The sequence below is a fragment of the Streptomyces sp. NPDC034670 genome (assembly GCF_055574875.1).
This window is the reverse complement of the sequence record NZ_JBVITR010000034.1, coordinates 48499-68614: the sequence shown is the minus strand read 5'-3', so window position 1 is coordinate 68614 and position 20116 is coordinate 48499. Positions and strand designations below refer to the sequence as shown.

14 protein-coding genes and 6 pseudogenes are annotated in these 20116 nt (G+C 71.7%); 7 read left to right on the top strand and 13 right to left on the bottom strand.

Going from position 1 to position 20116, the window contains the following annotated elements:
• Window positions 1-90: 90 nt before the first annotated feature.
• Window positions 91-243 (bottom strand): hypothetical protein, encoded by a 153-nt coding sequence (locus ACZ56B_RS21825; protein ID WP_468793016.1) that lies wholly within the window; start codon window positions 241-243, stop codon window positions 91-93.
• A gap of 168 nt (window positions 244-411) precedes the next feature.
• Between ACZ56B_RS21825 and ACZ56B_RS21820 the strand changes: the two genes are divergently transcribed.
• Both ACZ56B_RS21820 and ACZ56B_RS21815 read left to right on the top strand, forming a co-directional pair.
• Window positions 412-948 (top strand): DUF4396 domain-containing protein, encoded by a 537-nt coding sequence (locus tag ACZ56B_RS21820; RefSeq protein ID WP_468793013.1) that lies wholly within the window; start codon window positions 412-414, stop codon window positions 946-948.
• Between the two features lie 628 nt (window positions 949-1576).
• Window positions 1577-2551: an aminoglycoside phosphotransferase family protein gene (locus ACZ56B_RS21815; protein ID WP_468793010.1), complete on the top strand. Its 975-nt coding sequence runs from the start codon at window positions 1577-1579 to the stop codon at window positions 2549-2551.
• 368 nt (window positions 2552-2919) lie between these two features.
• Here the strand turns inward: ACZ56B_RS21815 and ACZ56B_RS21810 are convergent, their stop codons facing one another.
• From ACZ56B_RS21810 to ACZ56B_RS21800, 3 genes and pseudogenes are all read right to left on the bottom strand, one after another.
• Window positions 2920-4368, bottom strand: a complete 1449-nt coding sequence (locus ACZ56B_RS21810; protein WP_468793007.1) for an alanine/glycine:cation symporter family protein — start codon at window positions 4366-4368, stop codon at window positions 2920-2922.
• Between the two features lie 282 nt (window positions 4369-4650).
• Window positions 4651-4898 (bottom strand): annotated as a pseudogene (locus ACZ56B_RS21805) (IS5/IS1182 family transposase); the annotation flags it as partial.
• A gap of 31 nt (window positions 4899-4929) precedes the next feature.
• The gene (locus tag ACZ56B_RS21800) at window positions 4930-6924 is read right to left on the bottom strand and encodes a flavin monoamine oxidase family protein (RefSeq protein ID WP_468793004.1); all 1995 of its coding nucleotides are present in this window, start codon (window positions 6922-6924) and stop codon (window positions 4930-4932) included.
• Window positions 6925-7213: 289 nt separating this feature from the next.
• Here ACZ56B_RS21800 and ACZ56B_RS21795 point away from each other — a divergent pair, with 289 nt between their 5' ends.
• A complete protein-coding gene (locus ACZ56B_RS21795; protein WP_468793001.1) occupies window positions 7214-9112 on the top strand; it encodes a CASTOR/POLLUX-related putative ion channel in 1899 nt (632 codons plus the stop codon).
• Between the two features lie 132 nt (window positions 9113-9244).
• Here the strand turns inward: ACZ56B_RS21795 and ACZ56B_RS21790 are convergent.
• The 5 genes and pseudogenes from ACZ56B_RS21790 to ACZ56B_RS21770 form a co-directional block, all read right to left on the bottom strand.
• A pseudogene (locus ACZ56B_RS21790) lies at window positions 9245-9433 on the bottom strand (IS630 family transposase); the annotation flags it as partial.
• Between the two features lie 5 nt (window positions 9434-9438).
• The gene (locus ACZ56B_RS21785) at window positions 9439-9870 is read right to left on the bottom strand and encodes a cupin domain-containing protein (protein ID WP_468793046.1); all 432 of its coding nucleotides are present in this window, start codon (window positions 9868-9870) and stop codon (window positions 9439-9441) included.
• Between the two features lie 378 nt (window positions 9871-10248).
• Window positions 10249-10485: pseudogene (locus tag ACZ56B_RS21780) on the bottom strand (LexA family protein); the annotation flags it as partial.
• Between the two features lie 574 nt (window positions 10486-11059).
• Window positions 11060-11434, bottom strand: coding sequence for a hypothetical protein (locus ACZ56B_RS21775; protein WP_468792996.1), 375 nt, complete (start codon window positions 11432-11434; stop codon window positions 11060-11062).
• 318 nt (window positions 11435-11752) lie between these two features.
• Window positions 11753-12040, bottom strand: a pseudogene (locus ACZ56B_RS21770) (DEAD/DEAH box helicase); the annotation flags it as partial.
• 2 nt (window positions 12041-12042) lie between these two features.
• On the opposite strand from ACZ56B_RS21770, the pseudogene ACZ56B_RS21765 reads away from it, so the two are divergent.
• Window positions 12043-12375, top strand: a pseudogene (locus ACZ56B_RS21765) (Tn3 family transposase); the annotation flags it as partial.
• Between the two features lie 676 nt (window positions 12376-13051).
• On the opposite strand, the gene ACZ56B_RS21760 reads toward ACZ56B_RS21765, so the two are convergent.
• Window positions 13052-14482 (bottom strand): amidase, encoded by a 1431-nt coding sequence (locus ACZ56B_RS21760; RefSeq protein ID WP_468792993.1) that lies wholly within the window; start codon window positions 14480-14482, stop codon window positions 13052-13054.
• A gap of 130 nt (window positions 14483-14612) precedes the next feature.
• Between ACZ56B_RS21760 and ACZ56B_RS21755 the strand changes: the two genes are divergently transcribed.
• On the top strand, window positions 14613-15248 hold the full coding sequence (locus tag ACZ56B_RS21755; RefSeq protein WP_468792988.1) for a TetR/AcrR family transcriptional regulator: 636 nt from the start codon (window positions 14613-14615) through the stop codon (window positions 15246-15248).
• Window positions 15249-15309: 61 nt separating this feature from the next.
• Window positions 15310-15450 (top strand): annotated as a pseudogene (locus ACZ56B_RS21750) (transposase); the annotation flags it as partial.
• A 76-nt stretch (window positions 15451-15526) separates the two neighbouring features.
• Here ACZ56B_RS21750 and ACZ56B_RS21745 read toward each other — a convergent pair.
• Window positions 15527-15880 (bottom strand): hypothetical protein, encoded by a 354-nt coding sequence (locus tag ACZ56B_RS21745; RefSeq protein ID WP_468792984.1) that lies wholly within the window; start codon window positions 15878-15880, stop codon window positions 15527-15529.
• Window positions 15881-16234: 354 nt separating this feature from the next.
• Here ACZ56B_RS21745 and ACZ56B_RS21740 point away from each other — a divergent pair, with 354 nt between their 5' ends.
• Window positions 16235-17005, top strand: a complete 771-nt coding sequence (locus tag ACZ56B_RS21740) for a nucleotidyltransferase domain-containing protein (protein ID WP_468792980.1) — start codon at window positions 16235-16237, stop codon at window positions 17003-17005.
• Window positions 17006-17374: 369 nt separating this feature from the next.
• On the opposite strand, the gene ACZ56B_RS21735 is transcribed toward ACZ56B_RS21740, so the two are convergent.
• Window positions 17375-18844, bottom strand: a complete 1470-nt coding sequence (locus ACZ56B_RS21735; RefSeq protein ID WP_468792977.1) for an oxygenase MpaB family protein — start codon at window positions 18842-18844, stop codon at window positions 17375-17377.
• Window positions 18841-19617: a polyprenyl diphosphate synthase gene (gene uppS, locus ACZ56B_RS21730; RefSeq protein ID WP_468793043.1), complete on the bottom strand. Its 777-nt coding sequence runs from the start codon at window positions 19615-19617 to the stop codon at window positions 18841-18843. Before uppS ends, ACZ56B_RS21735 begins: the two co-directional genes overlap by 4 nt.
• Window positions 19618-20116 lie beyond the last annotated feature (499 nt).

Here is a 20116-nt window from a genome sequence, read left to right as displayed (position 1 = left end):
CGGAGAGCAGGGACACGTGATGCCGTGCGGCACCGAACCCAGGGACGCCCGGAACGCCACTCCGGGTGACAAGCCGGCGGCCCGAGCACGTCACGGGTGACGTCGTCGAATCCGGTGGTCGAGCGAGGCGAACAGCCGGGCCGGGCCGTAGGGCTCGAAACGCGTGGTGGAGGCGGTGGCGATCAGGCCGATCCGTTCCGCGGCGGCGGCGATCGCGCGGCGGCTGCTGGTCGCTGACAGCACCGACGTCGTTCACGAATCCGCCGACGGCGGCCGCACCCGGACACTCCTCCGCCTTCCACCGCCCCGTAACCAATCCGGGAAACTATGGCTTTATACCCCAGGGGGGTATAAAGTCTCCGGTGTGGGCCGCCACCGGCCCGCACCGGAAGTCGAACGGGATGACGGGCTATGGACCACGGCACGCACCACACCGGTACCGAGCACGGCCGCACCGCCCCTGCGGGCGACCATGATCACCACGGCCGTCCGGAACACGGTGGCCGCGGGGAGAGCGCGTCCTGGTCGACGGCGGTGAAGGCGACGCTGCACTGCCTGACCGGATGCGCCATCGGTGAGATCCTCGGCATGGTCATCGGCACCGCCCTGCTGTGGGGCAACGTGCCGACCATGATCCTGGCGATCACCCTGGCCTTCGTCCTCGGCTACTCCTTCACCCTGTTCGCGGTGATGCGGGCCGGACTGTCCCTGAAGGCCGCGATCAAGGTGGCGCTCGCCGCCGACACGGTCTCCATCGCGGTGATGGAACTGGTCGACAACGCGATCATCGCGTTCACACCAGGTGCGATGGACGCCCACCTGTCGGACGGACTGTTCTGGTCGGCGCTGCTCGGGGGCTTCGCCGTCGCCTTCCTGATCACCACGCCGGTGAACAAGTGGATGATCGGCCGCGGCAAGGGCCACGCCGTCGTCCACGCCTACCACTGACCTGCCCGGCACACGCGGCCGGGCGGCCCCCTTCCACCATCCGAAGGAAGCCGCCCGGCCGAGTTCCGGCCGGCACCAGCCCAGGTCGGCAAGCAGGCCGTCGCGGTGTGGAGCCGCCCTCACGCCGGACGACGGTGCCGCCACCCGGGCCGGCACCGGCACATCACCCTCACCGTGCCGCCCCCGAGTTCCTCGCGGTCATGTCCGCCGCCTCGACAGTGGCGAAGGGGCCGCGGGAACGGTTCCGATGCCCTCGCCCCCTCACCGTGTCAGGAGTCCGGCGGCTCCCGGCGGTCCACCGCCCCCCCCAGCGACACACCGGCGGGAAGCCGACCACGCGCTGAGCCGGTCCTGGCGGCGACGCCGCCACCGGGCAGTCGCACCACGCTGCCACTACCGCCGCAACGGTGGAGGTCGCGAACCTCCGGCACCAGATGCCAGGCGGCCGAACAGCCTCAAGAAGGCGCCTCCGGCCAGCGGGGACAGCGGACTGCGACCGGAGCGCCGGCCGACCGTGATCGACCTCGGCGCCCACCACGGCTCCGTTGATTCGCCCGGAGCGGGCGCAGCGGCGGGCATTCCGGAGAGTGCGTGTCCGCTGCGCCCGCCTCACGTACCGTGGCTTCGCATGACCGACTCCGAGACCGAGATCACCGCAGAGCTGGTACACGGTCTGCTCAAGGACCAGCATCCGGACCTTGCCGGGCTGGCCATCCGTGAGGTGGCGGGCGGCTGGGACAACCAAATGTGGCGCCTCGGGGATGAGTTGGTCGTGCGTATGCCGCGCACGGAACGCGCCCCGGAGCTCCAGCGCAAGGAGCACCGGTGGCTGCCCGTCCTGGCCCCGCGTCTTCCGCTTCCGGTTCCGACTCCTGTGCGGATCGGGGAGCCGTCCGCGCGCTTCCCGAAGCCCTGGAGCATTATGACGTGGGTCGCCGGCGAGCCACTCGACTCCGCCTCGATCACTCGCGGCGAGCACGCGGCCGACACTCTGGCGGGTTTCCTCAGGGCGCTCCATGCGCAGGCGCCCGCCGAGGCGCCGACCGGTTCGGACCGCGGGGCCCACCCCGAGAAGTGCACGGACGGCTTCGAGAATTTCCTGCAAGCCATCGCCCCGGGCAGCATTGCCGCCGACGTCCGCGCGGTCGAGGACGTCTGGGACGATGCCGTCGCGGCCCCCGGGTGGGAGGGCCCGCCGGTATGGCTGCACGGTGACCTCCACCCCGCGAACGTCGTCGTCTCGGACGGGACGCTCTCGGGCGTGATCGATTTCGGCGACATGTTCGCCGGCGATCCGGCGTGGGACCTCACGGCCGCGTGGCTGCTCCTTCCCGCGGGCACGGCCTCACGGTTCTTCGAGGCGTACGCGCATACGGACGAGGCGACGATCCGGCGCGCCCGGGGGCTCGCTGCTCTGAAAAGCCTCTTCCTCGTCCTGATGGGCCAGAACGGCGAACGGGGCCTTCCCGGCGGCAAGCCGACGTGGGGACCCGTGGGCCGGGCGGCGCTCGACCGTGTCCTGACATCCGGCTCGGGCCGGTCCTCTCCCGCACAGGCCCCACCAGCGCGGCGGCGATCATCTCCCGGGCCAGACGCGGCTTGATCGCACACCTCACCCCGTCGGGTGTTCCGGCAGCGTCGCGACGCTCGGCATCGGCGCACCAGCACCGCTCCGGCAGTCAGGTGCTGCCCGACGGATCATGGTGGAGACGTCACGGATCAGAGTCATCGGCGCCGTATCGACGTGATCGCCGGAAGGAGCTGCTCGACGTGTGGCCGGACTCATGGGCAGTGGTGACCGAATCAGACCGAGAGCAAGTTGATTGTGCGCCCGACCTCGTTGCGGCCGCCCGTACCTCGCCTTGTCGAAGCCCACGGGCCGGTCACCGTTGCTGCCGTGACGCCCGAGGGCGGCACCCCTCCCGGGATGCCGCCCTTTGATGCGTACGGTTGCGCGGGGACGCGTTCGTGTCAGAGTGAGCCGACCGGCGTCCGCTCCTTCGGGGTGGCGTCCTCGTCCGGCGCGCCCCAGCACTCCACCTCGCCGCGCAGTCCCGGCACCCGGTCCTTGCGGAAGACCGGGTCGAGACCCTGGCGGCGCTGGTCCATGTAGTCGTCGAGGAGGCGGAAGGCGACCGCGCCGAGGGGGATGATCGCGATCAGGTTGACCAGGACCATCGCGCCCATCGTGACGTCCGCGAGGCTCCAGACCAGGGGGACGGAGCCGATCGCGCCGAGGACGGCGCAGGCGAAGACCATCGCGCGGTACGAGCTCATCACGCTCTTGCTGCGGGTGATGAACTGGATGTTGGACTCGCCGTAGTAGTAGTTACCGATCATGGAGCTGAAGGCGACCATGAAGACCACCAGGGTCAGCAGGTGACCGGCCCAGTCGCCGAGCGCGCTGGTGAAGGCGGACTGCGTGACGTCCGCGCCGCCGCGCTCACCGAGGGTCGGGTGGGCGGAAAGGATCACGAAGGCGGTCATGCTGCAGATGACCAGGGTGTCGAAGTAGACGCCGAGGGTCTGGACCAGGCCCTGCTTGACCGGGTGCGTGGTCTCCGCGGCCGCGGCGGCGTTCGGGGCGGAACCCATGCCCGCCTCGTTGGAGAACATGCCGCGCCGCACGCCCTGCAGGATCGCCGTCCCCACGGCGCCGCCGGCGACCTCGCGGAAACCGAAAGCCCCGCCGATGATGTCGCCGAGCATGCCCGGCACGTTGCCGAGGTTGAGGAGCACGATGACCAGGCCGACCAGCAGGTAGAGCCCGGCCATCACCGGGATGAGGACCTTGGTGACGGCCGTCAGGCGCTTCACGCCGAAGAACACCGCGAGCGCGAGCAGTACGGCGAGCACGACGCCGAGGACGGGGTTGAACCAGGAGGCGTCCGAGCCGAAGGAGCCCTTCGCGGCCACCGTGATGGTGTTGGACTGCACCGCGGTCAGCACGAACCCGAACGTCAGCGTGATCAGGACGGCGAAGACCACGCCGAGCCAGCGCATTCCGAGCGCCTTCTGCATGTAGTAGGCCGGGCCACCTCGGTACGTGCCGGGCTCGGTGTCGCGCACCTTGTACAGCTGGGCCAGGACCGACTCGACGAAGGCCGAGGCACCGCCGACCAGGGCCATCATCCACATCCAGAAGACGGCCCCGGGACCGCCCAAGGTGATCGCGGTGGCCACACCGGCGATGTTGCCGGTGCCGATCCGCGCGGCGGCGGAGATGCTGAAGGCGCCGAAGGGGCTGACCCCGGACTGCGGCTTGTCCTTGAAGACCCGGAACATTTCCGGAATCAGGCGGATCTGCACACCCCTGGAACGCAGCGTGAACCAGACGCCGGCGACGGCGACCAGCGGGATCAGCAGGTATGTCCAGAAGACGTCGTTGAGCTCGACGACCCAGGTTTCCAACGTGCTCATGCGAATGCTTCCCGGTTCCTCGTGAGTCGGGGCATCGGCCCGGTTTCCGCAGCGAGTACAGGTCGTGTACGGAGCAGACGGCCGGGCCGGGCGGCGCGGAGGCAAACACTCCGCAAATGCCAGGACTCTAAGTTGGGATGGCCGTCCCTGCCTACGGTTCCTGGAAGTGCTCTATCTCACACAACTGATCGTTCGAGAAGGGGGCCCGCAGGAGGCGGAGACGTGTGAGACCGCAGGCCAACTCGGGCAGGCCCTGGTGGAGATCGGCACGTCGCCCAGGCACCGGGGCTTGCCACGGGGGTGTCCCCGCAGGCCCCGGATCGGGGGGACCGTCTCCGGCAACGGCATGAGCCGGGTGACGTCGTGACGGTTTCCGCCGGCCACCGACACTGCGCGGGGCGTTCCGTGCCGGTCGGTGATCAGGTGGTGCTTGCTGCCCCGGCGGCCGCGGTCGACCGGCGAAGATCCGGTGTGAGCCCTCCTTCCAGGGTCTGGACGTGCGAGCCGCCGATCGCGGCGTCGTCCATGTCCGGCAGGTCCCGGCCGAGCGGATCGCGCGGCTCATGCGGTGTGGATCTCCCATGCGGTGCGCACGGCGGACTCCACGGCTCCCTCGATCCACGCCGGTTTGACGGACGTGTGGTCCCCGGCGAAGTGCAACGGCCCTTCGCGCAGGGGGATGGCGGGCAGCAGCTCCGTGTGCTGCCCGGGCAGGAGCACGGACGCCTCCCCGTAGGCGTAGGGATCGCGCAGCCAGCTCTGTGTGCGGCCCGCGCCGGTGTAGAAGACCTCGATGCGCTGGCCGTAGACCTGCTGGAGACCGCACAGAGCGTGCGGGTACCGTGCGTCGTCGTCCAGGGAATCCCAGCGCAGAGCGTCGTCCGCCCAGCTGTAGGAGGCCAGGACCACACCCCCTGCGCTGCCCGGAACCGGATGGGACGGGTGGAACATGAAGCGGTTGGCGTTGTCCGACACCGAGCCGCCGCCCACGACGCCGACCGCCTCCGGCTGGTCGCGCGCGATCGAGCGGTTGGCGGCGTAGTGGGTGCGCTGACCCGCCGTGATGTGCCCGGCGGGCACGGAGGGGTGGGCGCCGAGCAGGCTGCCGTCCGTGGCGGCGCGACCGGTGCGGTAGGCGTCGTACAGACCCGGGTCGACGGTGCGAAGCTCCCGCTTCCAGTCCGCCTCGTCGAACTCCCACCAGCGACGGCTGAACTCGAGCAGCACCTTGGTCGCGCTGTCGTAGTGCAGTTCGCAGACCGCCCGGCGCTTGCCGTACGACAGGGGCGGGGCGATCTGCACGTGGCGCAGTCCGGAGAACGGCACCGTGACCACGGCGACGTCCGCGGTGAACTGCTCGCGTACGACGGGGCCGCCGCGGCCCTCCGACACGGTGTCCACCCACACGTGCGGACCCTTGCTCCGGACGTGCTCGAGGTCCGGCGAAGGGCGGTCGGGGTGGTGGTACTGGATGCGCGTGACCCGGCGGTCGAACCGCACGTCCTCGCGCACGCGTTCCAGCAGGGCGTCCGGCAGTACGGCCGTGCCGCCCTCCAGCTCGTAGAAGGGCGTGTCGGGGCTGATGAGGGAGGAGCCGATGAAACTGTGGATGAAGGACAGCGGGAGGCGGGAGGTGAGGTTCTCCAGCGTGCCGATCAGGTCGATGGTCCGTTCGTCGAGTCCGGCGTGCTCGGTGAGGAAGCGGAACATCGACCAGTCACCGAAGCGCTGCACCACCCGGGCCCAGCCCCGCAGCCGCTCCGGGAGCGGCTTGTCGACCCGCTTGCCGTCGCGGCCGACGCGACTGAACTCGTCGCGCACCGGGTCCAGCGCGGAGCGCAGGATGGCGGCGGCGGGGGTGTCCCAGTGGGCTCGGGGGACGCCGAAGGACCGGTTCACGCGCCGGGGCGCGCGGGCGTAGTCGGCGCGCCGCACGCGGATGCCGTTGACGTGGATCCAGGTGCGGTTGGCGGGGCGTCCCTCGCTGTCGACGTCGACGTAGTGGAAACGCCGCTTCTTCAGATCGAACTGGTCGATCAGCTCCATCACCAGGGGATGGCTGCCCGGGATGCGCATCGCGCCCGCTTCGGCGTACTGGCGGGGATCGGCGAAGGGCTGCTCGGCGCGTTCGTGGCCACCGCTCCGGAAGGTCTTGACGCGTCCGCCCGCCCGGTTGCCGTTGGCCTCCAGCACCGTCACCCGGTGGCCTGCCCTCTTCAACAGCCAGGCGGTCACCAGCCCGGCCGGGCCGGCGCCGATGACCAGGACGTTCCTGGGCCGTGCCCGTCGTTGAACCGGCAGTCCCTTCCGCAGGACGCTCTGGTAACGCGGGACGAGGGGGCGGTCGTCGGTGTCCAGGACGAGCAGGGCGCGAGCGACGGCCAGGCACCGGTCGAAGTCGGTGCCACGGTCGTCGCCCGAGGCGGCCGGTGCGGGCAGAGCCGTGGCGGCACCGCCGGTCAGGGCCGTGGCCACCGTGGCAGTACCGACCACCGCCGCGAAGCTCCTCCGGGAGAAACCGCCGTCCGAGCGCACCACCGCGTGATCTTCAGTCATGGCGGCCTTTGTACCGACGGCCGTGACCGGACGCCCGTCCTTCGCTCCGACGGTGACCCGAAGGAGCTAAGCGGCGGCAAGCCTTGACGTCACCACGGGTCTGCCGCCGTGAACGGCCCGGGAAACCCGATGGGATGAACGCCGTGCGAAGTTCGTCCGCCGCGGTGACCGGTCCCCCACACTGCGACGTGCGGGTCCACATCCGTGCTCTCCGGCGCACCCGCGCGGCGCATCGCGCACGCGGCACCGACGCGGCCTCGCGAGAGTGTGAGGAGAGGGAGGGGGAGGGGTGGGGCAGCGGCACAATCCGTTCGGTGACAGGGCCCGTTACTGGTTCGACAACACGCTGGCCCGCGGTGCCGCCGCTCTCGTCGGCTGGATGGCGCTCCTGTGCCTGGCCGTCGTCGTCCCGGCCAGCGCGGTGCTGGTGTGGACCGACCCTGACGCGCCGGCGTCCCTGAGGGGCCGGCTGGCGGAGGTGTGGCGCCTCACCGGGGAGGCGCTACGGCTGGGCGGCGCGACGGGCACGCCGCTGCGGGTGGTGACGTCGGTGCTGCTCGCACTGGTCACCCTGCTGTACGTCTCGACGCTCGTCGGTCTGATCACGACGGCGCTCACGGAGCGGCTCACCGCGTTGCGGCGGGGCCGTTCCACCGTGCTCGAACAAGGGCACGTCGTGGTCCTGGGGTGGTCGGAGCAGGTCTTCACGGTGGTGAGCGAGCTGGTGGCCGCCAATGCCAACCAGCGGCGTGCCGCGGTGGCGGTGCTGGCCGACCGGGACAAGACCCTCATGGAGGAGGCTCTGGGCACGAAGGTGGGCCCTGCCGGCCGTACGCGGCTGATCTGCCGCAGCGGCCCCACCACCGACCCGGCCGTGCTCCCCTTGGTGAGCCCGGCCACGGCCGGTGTCGTGCTGGTCCTGCCGCACGACGAGCCCGACGCCGACGCCGAGGTGGTCAAGACACTGCTGGCGCTCAGGGCGGCCCTGGCCGGGCAGAGGAACCGCCCGCCCGTCGTCGCCGCCGTCCGGGACGACCGGTACCGCCTGGCCGCCTGTCTCGCCGCAGGACCGGGCGGCACCGTCCTGGAGAGTGACACCGTCACCGCCCGGCTGATCGTCCAGGCCGCCCGCCGCCCCGGACTCTCCCTGGTGCACCAGGAACTCCTCGACTTCGCCGGCGACGAGTTCTACCTGATCACCGAGCCGTCCCTGACCGGCCGCCCGTTCGGCGACGCGCTGCTGTCCTACCCGACGTCGAGCGTCGTCGGGGTGGTACGAGGAGACACCCCCCTGCTCAATCCGCCGCCGGAGACACCCATCGCTCCGGACGACCTGCTCGTCGTCATCTCCCGCGACGACGACACGGCCTGGCTGGATGACTGCGCGGAACTGGTCGAGGAGGCGGCGACGGCTTCCGGTCCTTCGGCGCCCACGCGAGCGGAGCGGGTACTTCTGCTGGGATGGAATCGCCGAGCACCGCTCATAATCGACCAGCTGCGACGCCGTGCCCGGCCCGGATCAGCCGTCGACGTGGTGGCGGACCAGGGGGAAGCGACAGTCCGGCAGGTGAACGAGGCCGACGTGAACAGCGGCGCCGGTCTGAGCCTGACACTGCACCACGGGGATGTCACCCGTCCTGAGACCCTGCGACGCCTGGACGTCTACTCCTACGACAGCGTGATCGTGCTCGGCCGGGACCCCGTGCCCGGGCAGTCGCCGGACGACCCCGACAACCGCACGCTCGTCATCCTCCTGCTGCTGCGTCAACTGGAGGAAGCCACCGGGCGCGAACTGCCGGTTGTCACCGAACTGATCGACGACCGAAACCGGACGCTGGCCCCCGTCGGCCCTGGAGCCGACGTGATCATCAGCGGTAAGCTCATCGGTCTGCTCATGGCTCAGATCTCCCAGAACCGGCACCTGGCAGCGGTGTTCGAGGAGCTGTTCTCCGCAGACGGTACCGGGGTCCGCCTGCGGCCGGCCACCGACTACGTACTGCCCGGGTGTGAGACGTCGTTCGCCACGGTAGTGGCCGCGGCACGTCATCGCGGCGACTGTGCCATCGGCTACCGCAGCCACGACGAATCGTCGACGGGTCCCGGTTACGGCGTGCGGATCAATCCGCCCAAACACGAGCGACGCCGCTGGACGGTCGAGGACGAAGTGGTCGTCATCGGCAGGGACTGAGCCGTTTTCAACCTGACGGCGGCGCTCGGGCGTGGACGGCGGGAGGCCGTACGGAACGACGAAGCCCCTGGCGGACGAGCCCTCGACCAGGACCACCCGTGCCGCCGGGAGCTTCCGCGCTCGTCTGACGGCTCGGTGGCACAGCCGGGTGCGGGAGCCCGGCCGCATCGCGATCAGCCCGGCTACTGACGGGCGCCCCGAGCGGCGGCCGCTGACGGTCACGACCGGGGTGTGGCCGCGCCGCCCCCGGTTCGTCCGGGCAGCCGCCGGTGACCCCGGCTTCGTCCTCGAAGCAGACGTCCCCCGGCACTGGTGCGGAGGCCGGGTCAGCGCATCTCGAAGTCGTCGTAGTGGAAGCCGGGTGCGACGACGCACGACACCAGCACCGGCTCGTCGCCCTCGCAACGAGCGGTCTGCCACACTCCGGCCGGCACGAGGCACTGGGGCTGCTGCCCGAGTTCGACGCCAGGCCCCAGGAGCACCGCACCCGCCGGGGCCGGGTCGGGGCCGCTGCCGCCGAGCCGGAGACTCAGGGTCGGGCCGCGGTGCCACAGCCACAGCTCGTCCGACCGCACCCGGTGCCAGCGCGAGGTCTCACCGGGATGGAGCAGGTAGTAGATGCCTGTCGCGCAGGGACGTACCGCGCGGTGGCCCTCCGCGGTGGCATGTGCCTCGGTCTGCCACGTCCGCCGGAACCAGCCGCCCTCCGGGTGCGGCTCCAATTGCAACTGCTCCACCAAGGGAGAGATCACGCTCATGACGACCAGCTTGCCCTGACCCACTGGCCGACGTACCCGGTCGGCTGTAGCCACGCGGACCGTGCTGCCCGGGAAACCGGGGCTTACGCTCTTGTCGCGATCTCTCGGTTTCGCGGCGGTGGTGCGAGAGACAGCAAGGTTGTATGCGCGTACGTGCCGGCCGGTGACCGTTTCGGTGGGTGATCCGACGCGCGGGCATTGCCGGGCCGCCCAGCTGCCGAAGGACAGCGGCCCCCGGGCGCTCGCCGCCGATGCCCTCCACCCCGCGGGCGAATCGGTGCCGCAGCAGCGCCGACGGGCTGCCGCCTGCCGAGTCCGGGAGGCCGCCGGGCAGCAGCGGCGGGTGATGTCCACGATCCGCGGGGCGGAGCCCGATGCGGTGGCCCCGCCGTCCGGGAGAGCGGTGACGGTGTCCCCGTGGCCGGCGGCGTCCTGGCGGCGGACGGTGACGACGTCACCCTCGCAGACGGCCGCCTCGACCCTGCTGTCACCCACCACCCGCAGCGTGAACGGTCGGCCCCCGCCGACGAGATGGTTCGGCAGCGACAGGACGTCCTCGGCGTCCTCCTCGGCCGGCACCGGGGTGTCGGCAGCGATCCGGCCCGCCGGCGGCACCGCGCCGCATCCACCGCCACGGCGGACCCCGGCGACACCGACACCGCGGATGCGGCCATAGCCCCCGGCGAGCGCGACGCCGTCAAGCAGTCGGGGCCACGGACGGGAGCGGTGGTCCGAGGGGCCCGCTCCACCTCGCCTACCGGCTTCCTGCCAACCGGGTTCCTTCGGGGGTGACGTCACCACCTCCTACCAGACCCTCGGCGCTTACAGCCGCGGCTCCAACTGGGTGCCGAACACCCGCAACGACGATCGGGCCTACCTTCGCTACACCGTCAACAGCACCGGCGCGACCCGGTACGCCTGCCTCTCGCCGGGCCATCAGATCTTCTTCTCGTCCGCGTACACCGTGACCGGCATCCGGATCGACACGGCTTCTACCTGCTAGGACGTGTGCCGAAAGGCCCGCCTGCCCGGCGACGCCCGGCACGCACGCTTACCGCGTTGCCGGGCTCGCCCCGGTACGTCGGGTTACCCACCCCCGGCCGTGATCAGCCATCCGGACTCGGCGTCTCACCGCTTACCGCGCACGAGCCCGCAGGGTCCGTCATGCCGAGGGAGCGGAGCGGGTGCGTCAGGACAGCAGCATGCGGGTCCACGCCACGGCCAGCAGGGTGCAGGCGAGCGTGAACAGGCCCTGTACGACGGCGGTGACCGGCATCCTGAGCCGGGCGTGCACGACGGACTCGACCGCCGCCACGGCCGGAACGCCCCAGACGACGAGCCACACCAGGAAGGGGACGTCGCGGGAGCGTGCGGTGGGGGAGGAGTGCGGCGCCTGCGCGGTGCCCAGGCCCACCGCCAGGAGCAGGACCGTGCCGGTGACGACGATGACCGCGTCCGCGACCACCAGCAGCAGGGCGAGCGCGATGTCGGTCAGGCGGGAGGGGCGATCGCGGGTCCGGGCGGGTGCCGGAGAAACCCGATCATGCGCGGGCGGCGGGACCATGGCTCGACTGCACCACGGAACCGCGGCTTCGACACCGCACGGGAACACAATGGAGCCCGACCGTGACCGAAGACGCCGCCGGTCATGATGAGGCAGGTCCTTCCGGCCGGGCCGGCACCGGACGAGGTCCGCACCGCCGGGTACGGGCCCCGAGCCGTCGTCAGGCGGCCACCAGGGCGGCTCCCCTGTTCCCGCCCTGGAACGTTCCCGCCGGGCCGTCCGGGGCGGGGGCCGCAAGACGCACGACTGGTCACCGCGGGCACGGCGATCCACGGCACCACACAGCACATCCCCAACGACGTCGCCACCACCGGCCCGGGCCTCGGAAGCATCGCCCGCGTACAGCTCGGTGGCCCTCTCCGGCAGCTCCTTGGCGAATGCGGCAGCCTCCTTCGCTTTTCGGTGGAACGTCATGACCGTACGGAGGCCGTACGCCGCGGCGTGTTCCAGGAACGCGGTCTGCAGCGCCAGGCGCCGGCCCCGCCGCGCCTCCTCGGGCTCCCCGAGGGCGGGGGAGGGGTCGCAGATCTCCAGGACGTCGATCGCGAACCCGGCGAGGATTCCGCGCTCGATCGCTTCCGAGAGCCCGAGCCCGGTGATGCACGGGGGCCGATCTCCAGGAGGGCCGTCACTCCCTGGCCCGGAAGGTCTTCCACGGCAGGCACGGGCAGCTCCACCCGTGCTACCAGGACGGTACGGAAGATCGGATCGGCGGCCTCGGGCTGGTCCTCAATACCCCCGTGTTCTTCGGCACGAGGCACACGGACGCCGCGGTGCACCAGCTGCGCGCGGACGGCTTCGACGTCCGCGACGAGGACGTGGCCCGCCTCTCCCCGCTCGTACGGCACCGCATCAACCTGCACGGCCGGTACTCACCCCGGCTGCCCGGCCTGCCCGGCGGGCTGCGCCCGCTGCGCGACAAGGACGCCGCCGACGAGGAAGGCCGGCGCTGGCCCGCACGGCCGGACGGGAGGACTTCGGAGGGACGGCCAGGAGGAGCGTCCCGCGGTATCGCGTTGACCTTGGCCTCGGAGTACGTCACGCCGGGCTCGAACGAGTCCTTCCCCACGGCCAGAACGCGGCTGCGTACTCCGCCGTGCCCGGAATGGACGTGAGCCGGCCACGGCGGAAGCAGGAGCCCACCCCGTCTCCGCTGCCCTTGCCGGAGACCCTGACCTCGGCCTGGACCGCGTGCCGGAACGTGTCGTCGAGCAGCGTGTACGTGCGCTTTTCGCTGTCGAAGGCGGCGATCCGGCCGTCCGTCAGCTTCTGCAGAGCCGCGGCAGCGGCCGGTGGGCGGGGCTCGGCCGGTTCGGCGACCTCAGCCAGGGAGGTCGCGCCGGGGGCGAGGGGACCGACCAAGTCGCGGCAGGAGGGCGAAGGGTCCTCGGTGGGGCCGTGTTCGTGGTGTGCGTTCCGGTTGTCGTTCCGTGCGCCGGTCGTCGTCGGAGCCTCGGCTGTCTCCACACGTATCGCGACCTCGGGCTGCCGTGGAGAGCGGTTTGTGGTGAACGGGTTCCTCATCGGCCGTGCCGTCTGGCGCGGGGTCGGCATGCTGGGGGTGAGGGATGGGGACAGACGCGGGGGCCGCCGAGGGCGCCTCCCTGCTGCAAGGCCTCAATCAGCTCGGCCTTCCACGCGCGGGTCGACCGGTGTGAGAACTCCGAGCCGGTCCTCGATCGCCTGGGCCGCGTCCAGGCACAGGTCCTCCCGGAACGCGCGCCCGACGATCTGCACTCCCAAGGGGAGCCCGTCGACCACGCCCGTCGGCACGGCCACACCGGGCACGCCCACGAAGCTGGTCACGCTGCACAGGCGCATCCCCGACCCGACCCGGTCCCGGCCTGCCCTGTCCCGCGACTCCAGCCCCGGCTCGACCGGTGGCTCGGTGAACGACGGGCCGAGCAACAACGGGTACGTGTCGAGGAATTCGGCCCACGAGCGACGGATGGACATCCAGGTGCCCATCAGCCTCACGAACTCGTCCGCGCTTGCGGGCGGGGTCTGCTCCATCGCCATCGCGAGGTAGCGGTCCCCGCCTTTGCCGAGCAGTCGGCGCACCGCCGGCCAGGTCGGGGCGAACTCGGTCGCGGTGATCCGGCCGTACGCTTCGAGAGCCTCGTCCATCCGCGGTACGTCCCGTACCTCGCGCACGTCGTACCCGGCGTCGTGGAGCGCGTCGGATACGGTCTCGATGGCTCCGCGAATCGCGGGGTGGACGCCGTGTCCGCCGGGGTCCGCCACGACCGCGACCTTCACCGGTCCGGGGAGCGCTTCGCCGTACGTGGGCACCGGTACGGCCCGAGGGTCTCGCGGATCGGCCCCGGCCAGCACCTCGTAAGCCAGCCGCAAGTCGCCCACGCTCCGGGCCAGCGGGCCGTCGGTGACCAGTACCTGGGACGCCGGGCCCGGGTCGTCCGGGCCGAGAACGCGGTGGTCCGCCGGAAACCGGCCCGTGGACGGCTTCAGCCCGGCCACGCCGCAGAACTGGGCCGGGATGCGCACCGATCCCCCGGAGTCGTTGCCGAGCCCGAGCGCCGCCATGCCCGTGGCCACGGCCACCGCGTCGCCCCCGCTGGAGCCGCCCGGGGTCCGGCGGCTGTCCCACGGATTGACCGTGTCGCCGAACAGTTCGCTGCGCGTGTGCATCCCCGCCAGGATCAGGGTGGGAATGTTGCTGTGCCCGATGGGGATGGCCCCGGCCGCGCGCAGCCGCGCCACCGGGGGCGCGTCGGCCGGCGCCACCAGATCGCGGAAGCGCTGCGTGCCGAACGTGGTCGGCACGCCCTCGACGGCGGTGCTCTCCTTCACGGTGAACGGCACGCCCGCGAGCGGCCCCAGCGCTTCACCGGCGGCCCGCCGGCGGTCCGTCTGCGTCGCGGCCTCGCGTGCGCGCTCCGCCAGGAGCTGCGTGACCGCGTTCACTTGCGGGTTCACCTCGGCGATGCGATCGAGGTGACTGTCGACCAGTTCGAGTGCCGAGACGTGTGCGCCGCGCACGGCCTCCGCCTGGGCGGCGGCCGACATTCTCCAGAGGGCGTCCTGCATGGCCTTTCGTTCCTCCCCACGTACCGATGCGTTCGCATCGGAACCGCAACCGTACCCTGATACCGATACGAGCGCATCGCATAAGGTGTGCTGTGAAGCAGAGCGCCGTGGAGCAGGGAGGCGACCGGGCATGCCCAGGCAGGTGGATCACGCGAGCCGACGCCGCCTCATCGCCGAGGCCGTCTGCCACCTCGCCGACGAACGCGGCCTCGAGGGCGTGACCCTTCGTGACGTCGCCGCTCGCGCGCAGGTGTCCATGGGCGCCGTTCAGCGGTGCTTCCGCACCAAGGAGGAGATGCTCGTATTCGCTCTCGGGCACGTCAGCGAGCGGATCAACGAGCGCGTACGGGCCCGCGTCGTCAGGAGCCCGGCCCAGTCGGCCGGCACCGCCCTGGGTCACGCGGTCACCGAAATCTCCCTGCTCGGGGAAGAGCACCGCGCCGAGGCACGGGTCTGGCTCGCCTTCGTCGCGCAGGCGGCTGTCAGCAAGGCGCTCGCCGGGACACTGACGGCGAACTACGCAGCCCTGCAGGAGGCGTTCACCCGCCTCATCTCGGAAGCCGGCGAGGGCGCCGACCACACCGTCCCCCTCGATCCGCAACGCGAGGCCCGCACCCTCCTCGCCCTCGCGGACGGCCTCACGACGCACGTCCTCATCGGCCACCTCACCCCGCAGGAGGCACACGACGTCCTCCACGAACACCTGACCGGCCTCTGGGAGGAACCGGTCCCGCCTCCTCGCCCCCAGGGGGACCGGACCGACTGAGGCGAAGAAGCGGCGGGCGGATCAGGCCGCCTGCGTCCGGCGCCGGCCGTCACCGGGGGCGAGCGGGCCGGCTGGCCGGCCTTCGGCAGGACGACGGAAGCTGATCGACGGGATCCGGTGGCGGGTGCGGACCGGCGCTCCGTGGCGGGACCTGCCGCGGGAGGACGGGCCGTGGCAGACGGTCTACGGACTCCTCCGCCGCTGACAGCGGGACGGCACCTGGTCCGTGTCACTGACCGGCCGGCCCGGCCCGGACGGACCGGGCCGGCCGTCAGCGGTTACCTGACGTGGAAACCGTAGACGTGGTAGGTGTCGGCGCCGGTGAAGGGGGCTAACGTGTGGGGCGGGAGGACTGCGACGTCCCATCCCAGGTTCGTCCTCCAGAAGACGACCACCTCGTGGGCGCCCGAGGAGAAGGAAGTGACACCGTCCTGTCCGAGCGGGACGTCACCGGGTCCGGTCCAGCACCGGCTGTGCTCCGCGCCGTTCTCCAGGTACGTCACCCGCACGGCATCCGTGCCGGCGCCGCAGTCGATCTCCTCGGTGGCTAAAGCGGGGGTTGCCGGGAGCGCGAGGCTCACCGCGACGGCCGCCATGGCACCCAGCGCCAGTTTCTTGGGTCGGCTCTTCATCGTGTCGTGGTTCCTTCCGGTCAGAACTCCGGTGGGACGGAGCTTTAGATGAACCATCAACCATCAACCGGCTTTGTTTCAACGCCTCGGTGGAATCTTCTCGCGAGCCGACCGGCGGCGGTGTCCGCGGGCGCCCCGGCCCGAGACACCGGGCCTCCTGGAGGAACGGGGCGCTCCGGACGGGTCGGGGAGGAGCGCACAGACTCCGTGGGAAAGGCGCGCGTGGGGGGGAGGAGGAGGGGGGAGGAGCGCCCCGCGGTTCCGGGCCGGATCGCCGCCGCCGGGACCTCGTCCGGGACGAGGGTGGCCCTGGGGCACAGGCCGAAGTCGCCGTTCGGCCCGTTCGGTGACGTGATGCTGGAGAGGACCGACGGGCGGCGGCAGTCGCTGTCCCCGGACGAGCGGACCGCGGACTTGGAGGCCGACGCCCGTTCCGGCATCGAGGCGTACCTCTACATCCAGGACGACCGCCTCGCCGGCTTCGACGACCCCGCCTTCCTGGCACAGCGCGCACCGCTCCAGCTCTCCTGCACCCACATGTACGGCATCCTCGCCGTCGTCTTCGACGACCTGGTGCGCGGCGAGTTCCACCTCACCCCCGCCGGTCCCGGCATCGACGAAGTCCCCACCTGGCAAGGCGTGGTGCACCTGCCCCGCCCCGGCGACGCCGTCCTGCTCGACCGCACCGGTCGGCTCACCCGGGCGGCCCGGCAGCCGGCCACCTTCCAGCCGCCCGAGCCGGTGACCACCGCCCGGCAGCTCACCGACGAGCTGGCCAACTGGACCTTCATGCTCGCCCACGTCCTGGCCCGCGGCGAGATCGCCCGCGCCCTGCTGCACACCGTCATCGCACCCCGGCAACTCCAGCTCTGCCGCCTGTTGCGCAACAGCACGGCCCACTGGCTCACCCCCAGCCGCGCGCTCGAACAGGACCTGCCCGACACCGACCGTCACCGCTGCGTCGCCACCACGGCTGCCGCCCGCGACCAGGACGTGCGCACGGCGGCACGCAACAGCTGGCGCTGGAGCCGCGAGCTGGCCGCCGAGGCCGCCGACCGCTGGGCCATCCACCTGCCGCACGAACTCCACGAACAGATCAGCAGCCGCCTGAACGGCCCTCGCTGACCACGTCCGGCTGGGGCCACCGGACTCACCCGGGGGCCCCAGCCCGGCGGCCCCGGCCGTCGCGAGCGAGGTGGACCTCGGTGGTCAGCTCGTCGCGGGACCGGCCGAGCGCCCGGCCGGCCTGCGCGCGTGCCGGATCTTCCAGTTCGCCCCCGACGCCGCCCTGGAGCAGCGGTCCCGTCAAAGGTCACGTCGACTGGGTCGGGATGCTCAAGCGACAAACGTGCGGACGGGCCTCGCGCCCACTCCTACGTAAACGAGTCCTTCTCGCATGACTCCCCGTCACCGTTTCACGGAAATCCTGGCAGGGCCTCTCGACGACGTGGGTACACGAGCGTGCAGCCGTGGCCGCCCACATGCACGAGTTCGTCAGGCGTCGGCGAGGAGGGGGTCATACGGGGTGTTCGTGCGACGGCCCGACATGAAGGAAAGGAAGTCGCCCACGAAGGCGCTGCGGCCGCAGGCGCCGTCGGTGGTGGTGAGGTCGCGGTGGAACGCGGTGCGGAAGAGTGCCCGGTACTCGTCCGCGTCGATGGTCCCGCTGCCGTCCTTGTCGGTGGCGTCGAAGAGCACCTCGGCGACGCGGATGAGCGCGGGACCGGCGAGGGAGGGTACGGCGGCAGCGTACTCGTCGGCGCTGACCCGGCCGTCGCCGTCCGTGTCGAGGGCGGCCTGGAGTTCGCGCCACCAGGCGGCGAAGGCGTCGTAGAGCCGGGTCTCCTCGGGTTCGTCCAGGTCGAGGCGGGTGGCCAGCTCGCGTGCCATGGCGGCGAGGTCGGGCCAGTCGAGGTGGCCGTCGCCGGTCTGGTCCAGCACCTGACGGAAGAACTCCTCCGCCGAGCGCCGGCTCTCTCCCGTCGCCGCCGAGGCGGCCGGCGCCGGGCCGGCTCCGGTGTCACCGCTCAGTGGTGTGACGAGGCGGAGCAGGGCCGACGCCCGCTTCACGCGGGCGCGCAGCGCGCTCACGGTCCTGGCCCGGGGGTCGTCGCTGTCGGGCGAGAGGGAGAGGGTCTCGATGATGGTTTCGGCGTCGATCCAGCCCTTGGGCAGGAAGCGGGTGAGCCCGGCGGCGAGGTAGGCGCCCTGCATGAGGGCCGGGGCGCCGGGCGTCTCGGGCAGGCCGGCCTTGCGCCGGTAGGGCTCGGGGAGCGAGGCGACGGTGATCGCGCCGAGGAGCGGACCGACGACGGCCCGGCCGGCCGCCCACAGTGTCGGCGCGCCGTCGAGCAGTGCCGGGGCGGGCAGGTGGTCGAAGAGCCGGAAGAGGATGACGCGGGCTGCCTCGGTGTCCTCCAGCTCGTCCTCGACGACCCGGTCGAAGTACCGCCAGAAGTCGTTCAGGTCCTCGGGGAGTTCCCCGGCGTCGCCGTCGAGCGCGGCGAGGAAGGCGCGGTACTCGGCGTACAGGCGCTCCATGGTGCCCTGGTCGAGCGGCTGGCCGCTCAGCCGGCACATGGTGACGGCGCTCTCGAAGAGGGTGGCGACCACCCAGGCGCGGGTCGGGCGGTTCATGGCGTCGTAGGCGCGGCCGCGGGAGTCGGAGCCGCTCATGCGAGCGTGCAGCCGGTTGAGCCGGGCGGCCTCCCGTTCCCGTACCGCCGGATCGGCGCTGAACATGCGCCGCATGCTGAGGAAGGTGTTGCGCAGCCGGCGCCAGGGGTGGGCGACGAAGGTGGAGTTCTCGGCGAGGGCGGCGCCGACCTGCGGGTGGGCGGCCTCCAGCACGGTGGCGCGGATTATGGCCAGCGCCCAGCGGGGGTCGTCGAAGAAGGCGCGGAACTGCGATTCCGTGGTGAACAGGGGCGACCCGTCGGCTGTCCCCGTGGTTCCGGTCGTCATGACGTGTCTCCGTTCGTCTGGGGCGGCACGCCGCCGAAGCGGCGGTCACGGCGCCGGTAGGTGTGCAGGCAGGCGAGGAAGTCGGGAGCCCGGAAGTCCGGCCAGAGCACCTCGGGGAAGACCCACTCGGCGTAGGCCACCTGCCAGAGCATGAAGTTGGAGATGCGCTGTTCGCCGGAGGTGCGGATGACGAGGTCGACGTCGGGGGTGTCGGGGAACGGCAGGTGGTCCGCGAAGAGCCGCTCGGTCACCTCGTCGGCGGGCGTCCCGGTGCGGATCAGCGACCTGGCGGCCTCGACGATGTCCCGGCGTCCGCCGTGGTCGAAGGCGACGGTCAGCGTCATCCCCCGCTTGTCGGCGGTGAGCGTCGCCAGGTCCTCGAAGTCCTGGGCCAGCTCGCGGGGGATGCGCGGGTCCGCGGCCCCGAGGAAGCGGCAGCGGATGCCGCGGGTGAGCAGCAGCGGCGCGTGCTTGCGCACGACCCGGCGGACCAGGCGCATCAGGTAGTCGACCTCGGTGTCGGGCCGGCTCCAGTTCTCAGTGGAGAAGGCGTACAGGCTGAGCCACTCGACGCCGACCGCCCGAGCGGCCTCGATGATGTCGATGACGGTGCTCTCCGCGGCCCGGTGGCCCGCCGTCCGGGGAAGCGAACGCCGCTGGGCCCAGCGGCCGTTGCCGTCCATCACACAGGCCACGTGCCGCGGCACCGCACGCGCCGGCCCGACGTCCCGGCCCTGCTCGTCGCCGTACTGCCGACCACCCGGTCGGTCCACCGCCGTCGCGCCCGCCTGCAAACCGCCGTGATCCGTCACAGCCGGCCCCGTTCCGCCCGGAGCGGCCCGGTCGGCCCTTCCGCGCTCGGTCACACCCACCCCGTATCCCCGTACGCACGCCCCACCGGAGCGTCCCTCCCCAGGAGTCTGACGGCGCGGAAGGGGCCTGACCGGCCAAACGGGTGACCGTCACCCTTGGCTCGTATGTTCGATTCGCTTCGGCCTCGGCAGTTCTCTCCGGTGACCACGACCCACCACCTCATCCGTCTCCGCGCCGCTGCCCGGCGTGATCCTCCTCAGCCAGGGCCAGGGCCAGGGCCAGGGTCAGGGCCTGGCCTGGGCCGCCACGCTCGCCGCCGTCCCCGCTGCCCTTGCCTGAAGTCCAGGTCCGCGGTGAAGCCGACCGGGCACACCGCGGACCTGGCCACCGACCGAACCGGTTATCGGCACGCGGTCCCAGAAGAGCCGAAACACAATCACCCACCTCCCGGGAAACGTG

What these genes read in the sequence shown, in the direction of transcription:
- ACZ56B_RS21755 (WP_468792988.1), top strand. Translation starts at nt 14,613, where the DNA reads ATGCCCAGGCAGGTGGATCACGCGAGCCGACGCCGCCTCATCGCCGAG.
- ACZ56B_RS21800 (WP_468793004.1), bottom strand. Translation starts at nt 6,924, where the DNA reads ATGACTGAAGATCACGCGGTGGTGCGCTCGGACGGCGGTTTCTCCCGG.
- ACZ56B_RS21760 (WP_468792993.1), bottom strand. Translation starts at nt 14,482, where the DNA reads ATGCAGGACGCCCTCTGGAGAATGTCGGCCGCCGCCCAGGCGGAGGCC.
- ACZ56B_RS21820 (WP_468793013.1), top strand. Translation starts at nt 412, where the DNA reads ATGGACCACGGCACGCACCACACCGGTACCGAGCACGGCCGCACCGCC.
- ACZ56B_RS21745 (WP_468792984.1), bottom strand. Translation starts at nt 15,880, where the DNA reads ATGAAGAGCCGACCCAAGAAACTGGCGCTGGGTGCCATGGCGGCCGTC.
- ACZ56B_RS21735 (WP_468792977.1), bottom strand. Translation starts at nt 18,844, where the DNA reads ATGACGACCGGAACCACGGGGACAGCCGACGGGTCGCCCCTGTTCACC.
- ACZ56B_RS21740 (WP_468792980.1), top strand. Translation starts at nt 16,235, where the DNA reads ATGCTGGAGAGGACCGACGGGCGGCGGCAGTCGCTGTCCCCGGACGAG.
- ACZ56B_RS21810 (WP_468793007.1), bottom strand. Translation starts at nt 4,368, where the DNA reads ATGAGCACGTTGGAAACCTGGGTCGTCGAGCTCAACGACGTCTTCTGG.
- ACZ56B_RS21785 (WP_468793046.1), bottom strand. Translation starts at nt 9,870, where the DNA reads ATGAGCGTGATCTCTCCCTTGGTGGAGCAGTTGCAATTGGAGCCGCAC.
- ACZ56B_RS21775 (WP_468792996.1), bottom strand. Translation starts at nt 11,434, where the DNA reads ATGGTCCCGCCGCCCGCGCATGATCGGGTTTCTCCGGCACCCGCCCGG.
- ACZ56B_RS21815 (WP_468793010.1), top strand. Translation starts at nt 1,577, where the DNA reads ATGACCGACTCCGAGACCGAGATCACCGCAGAGCTGGTACACGGTCTG.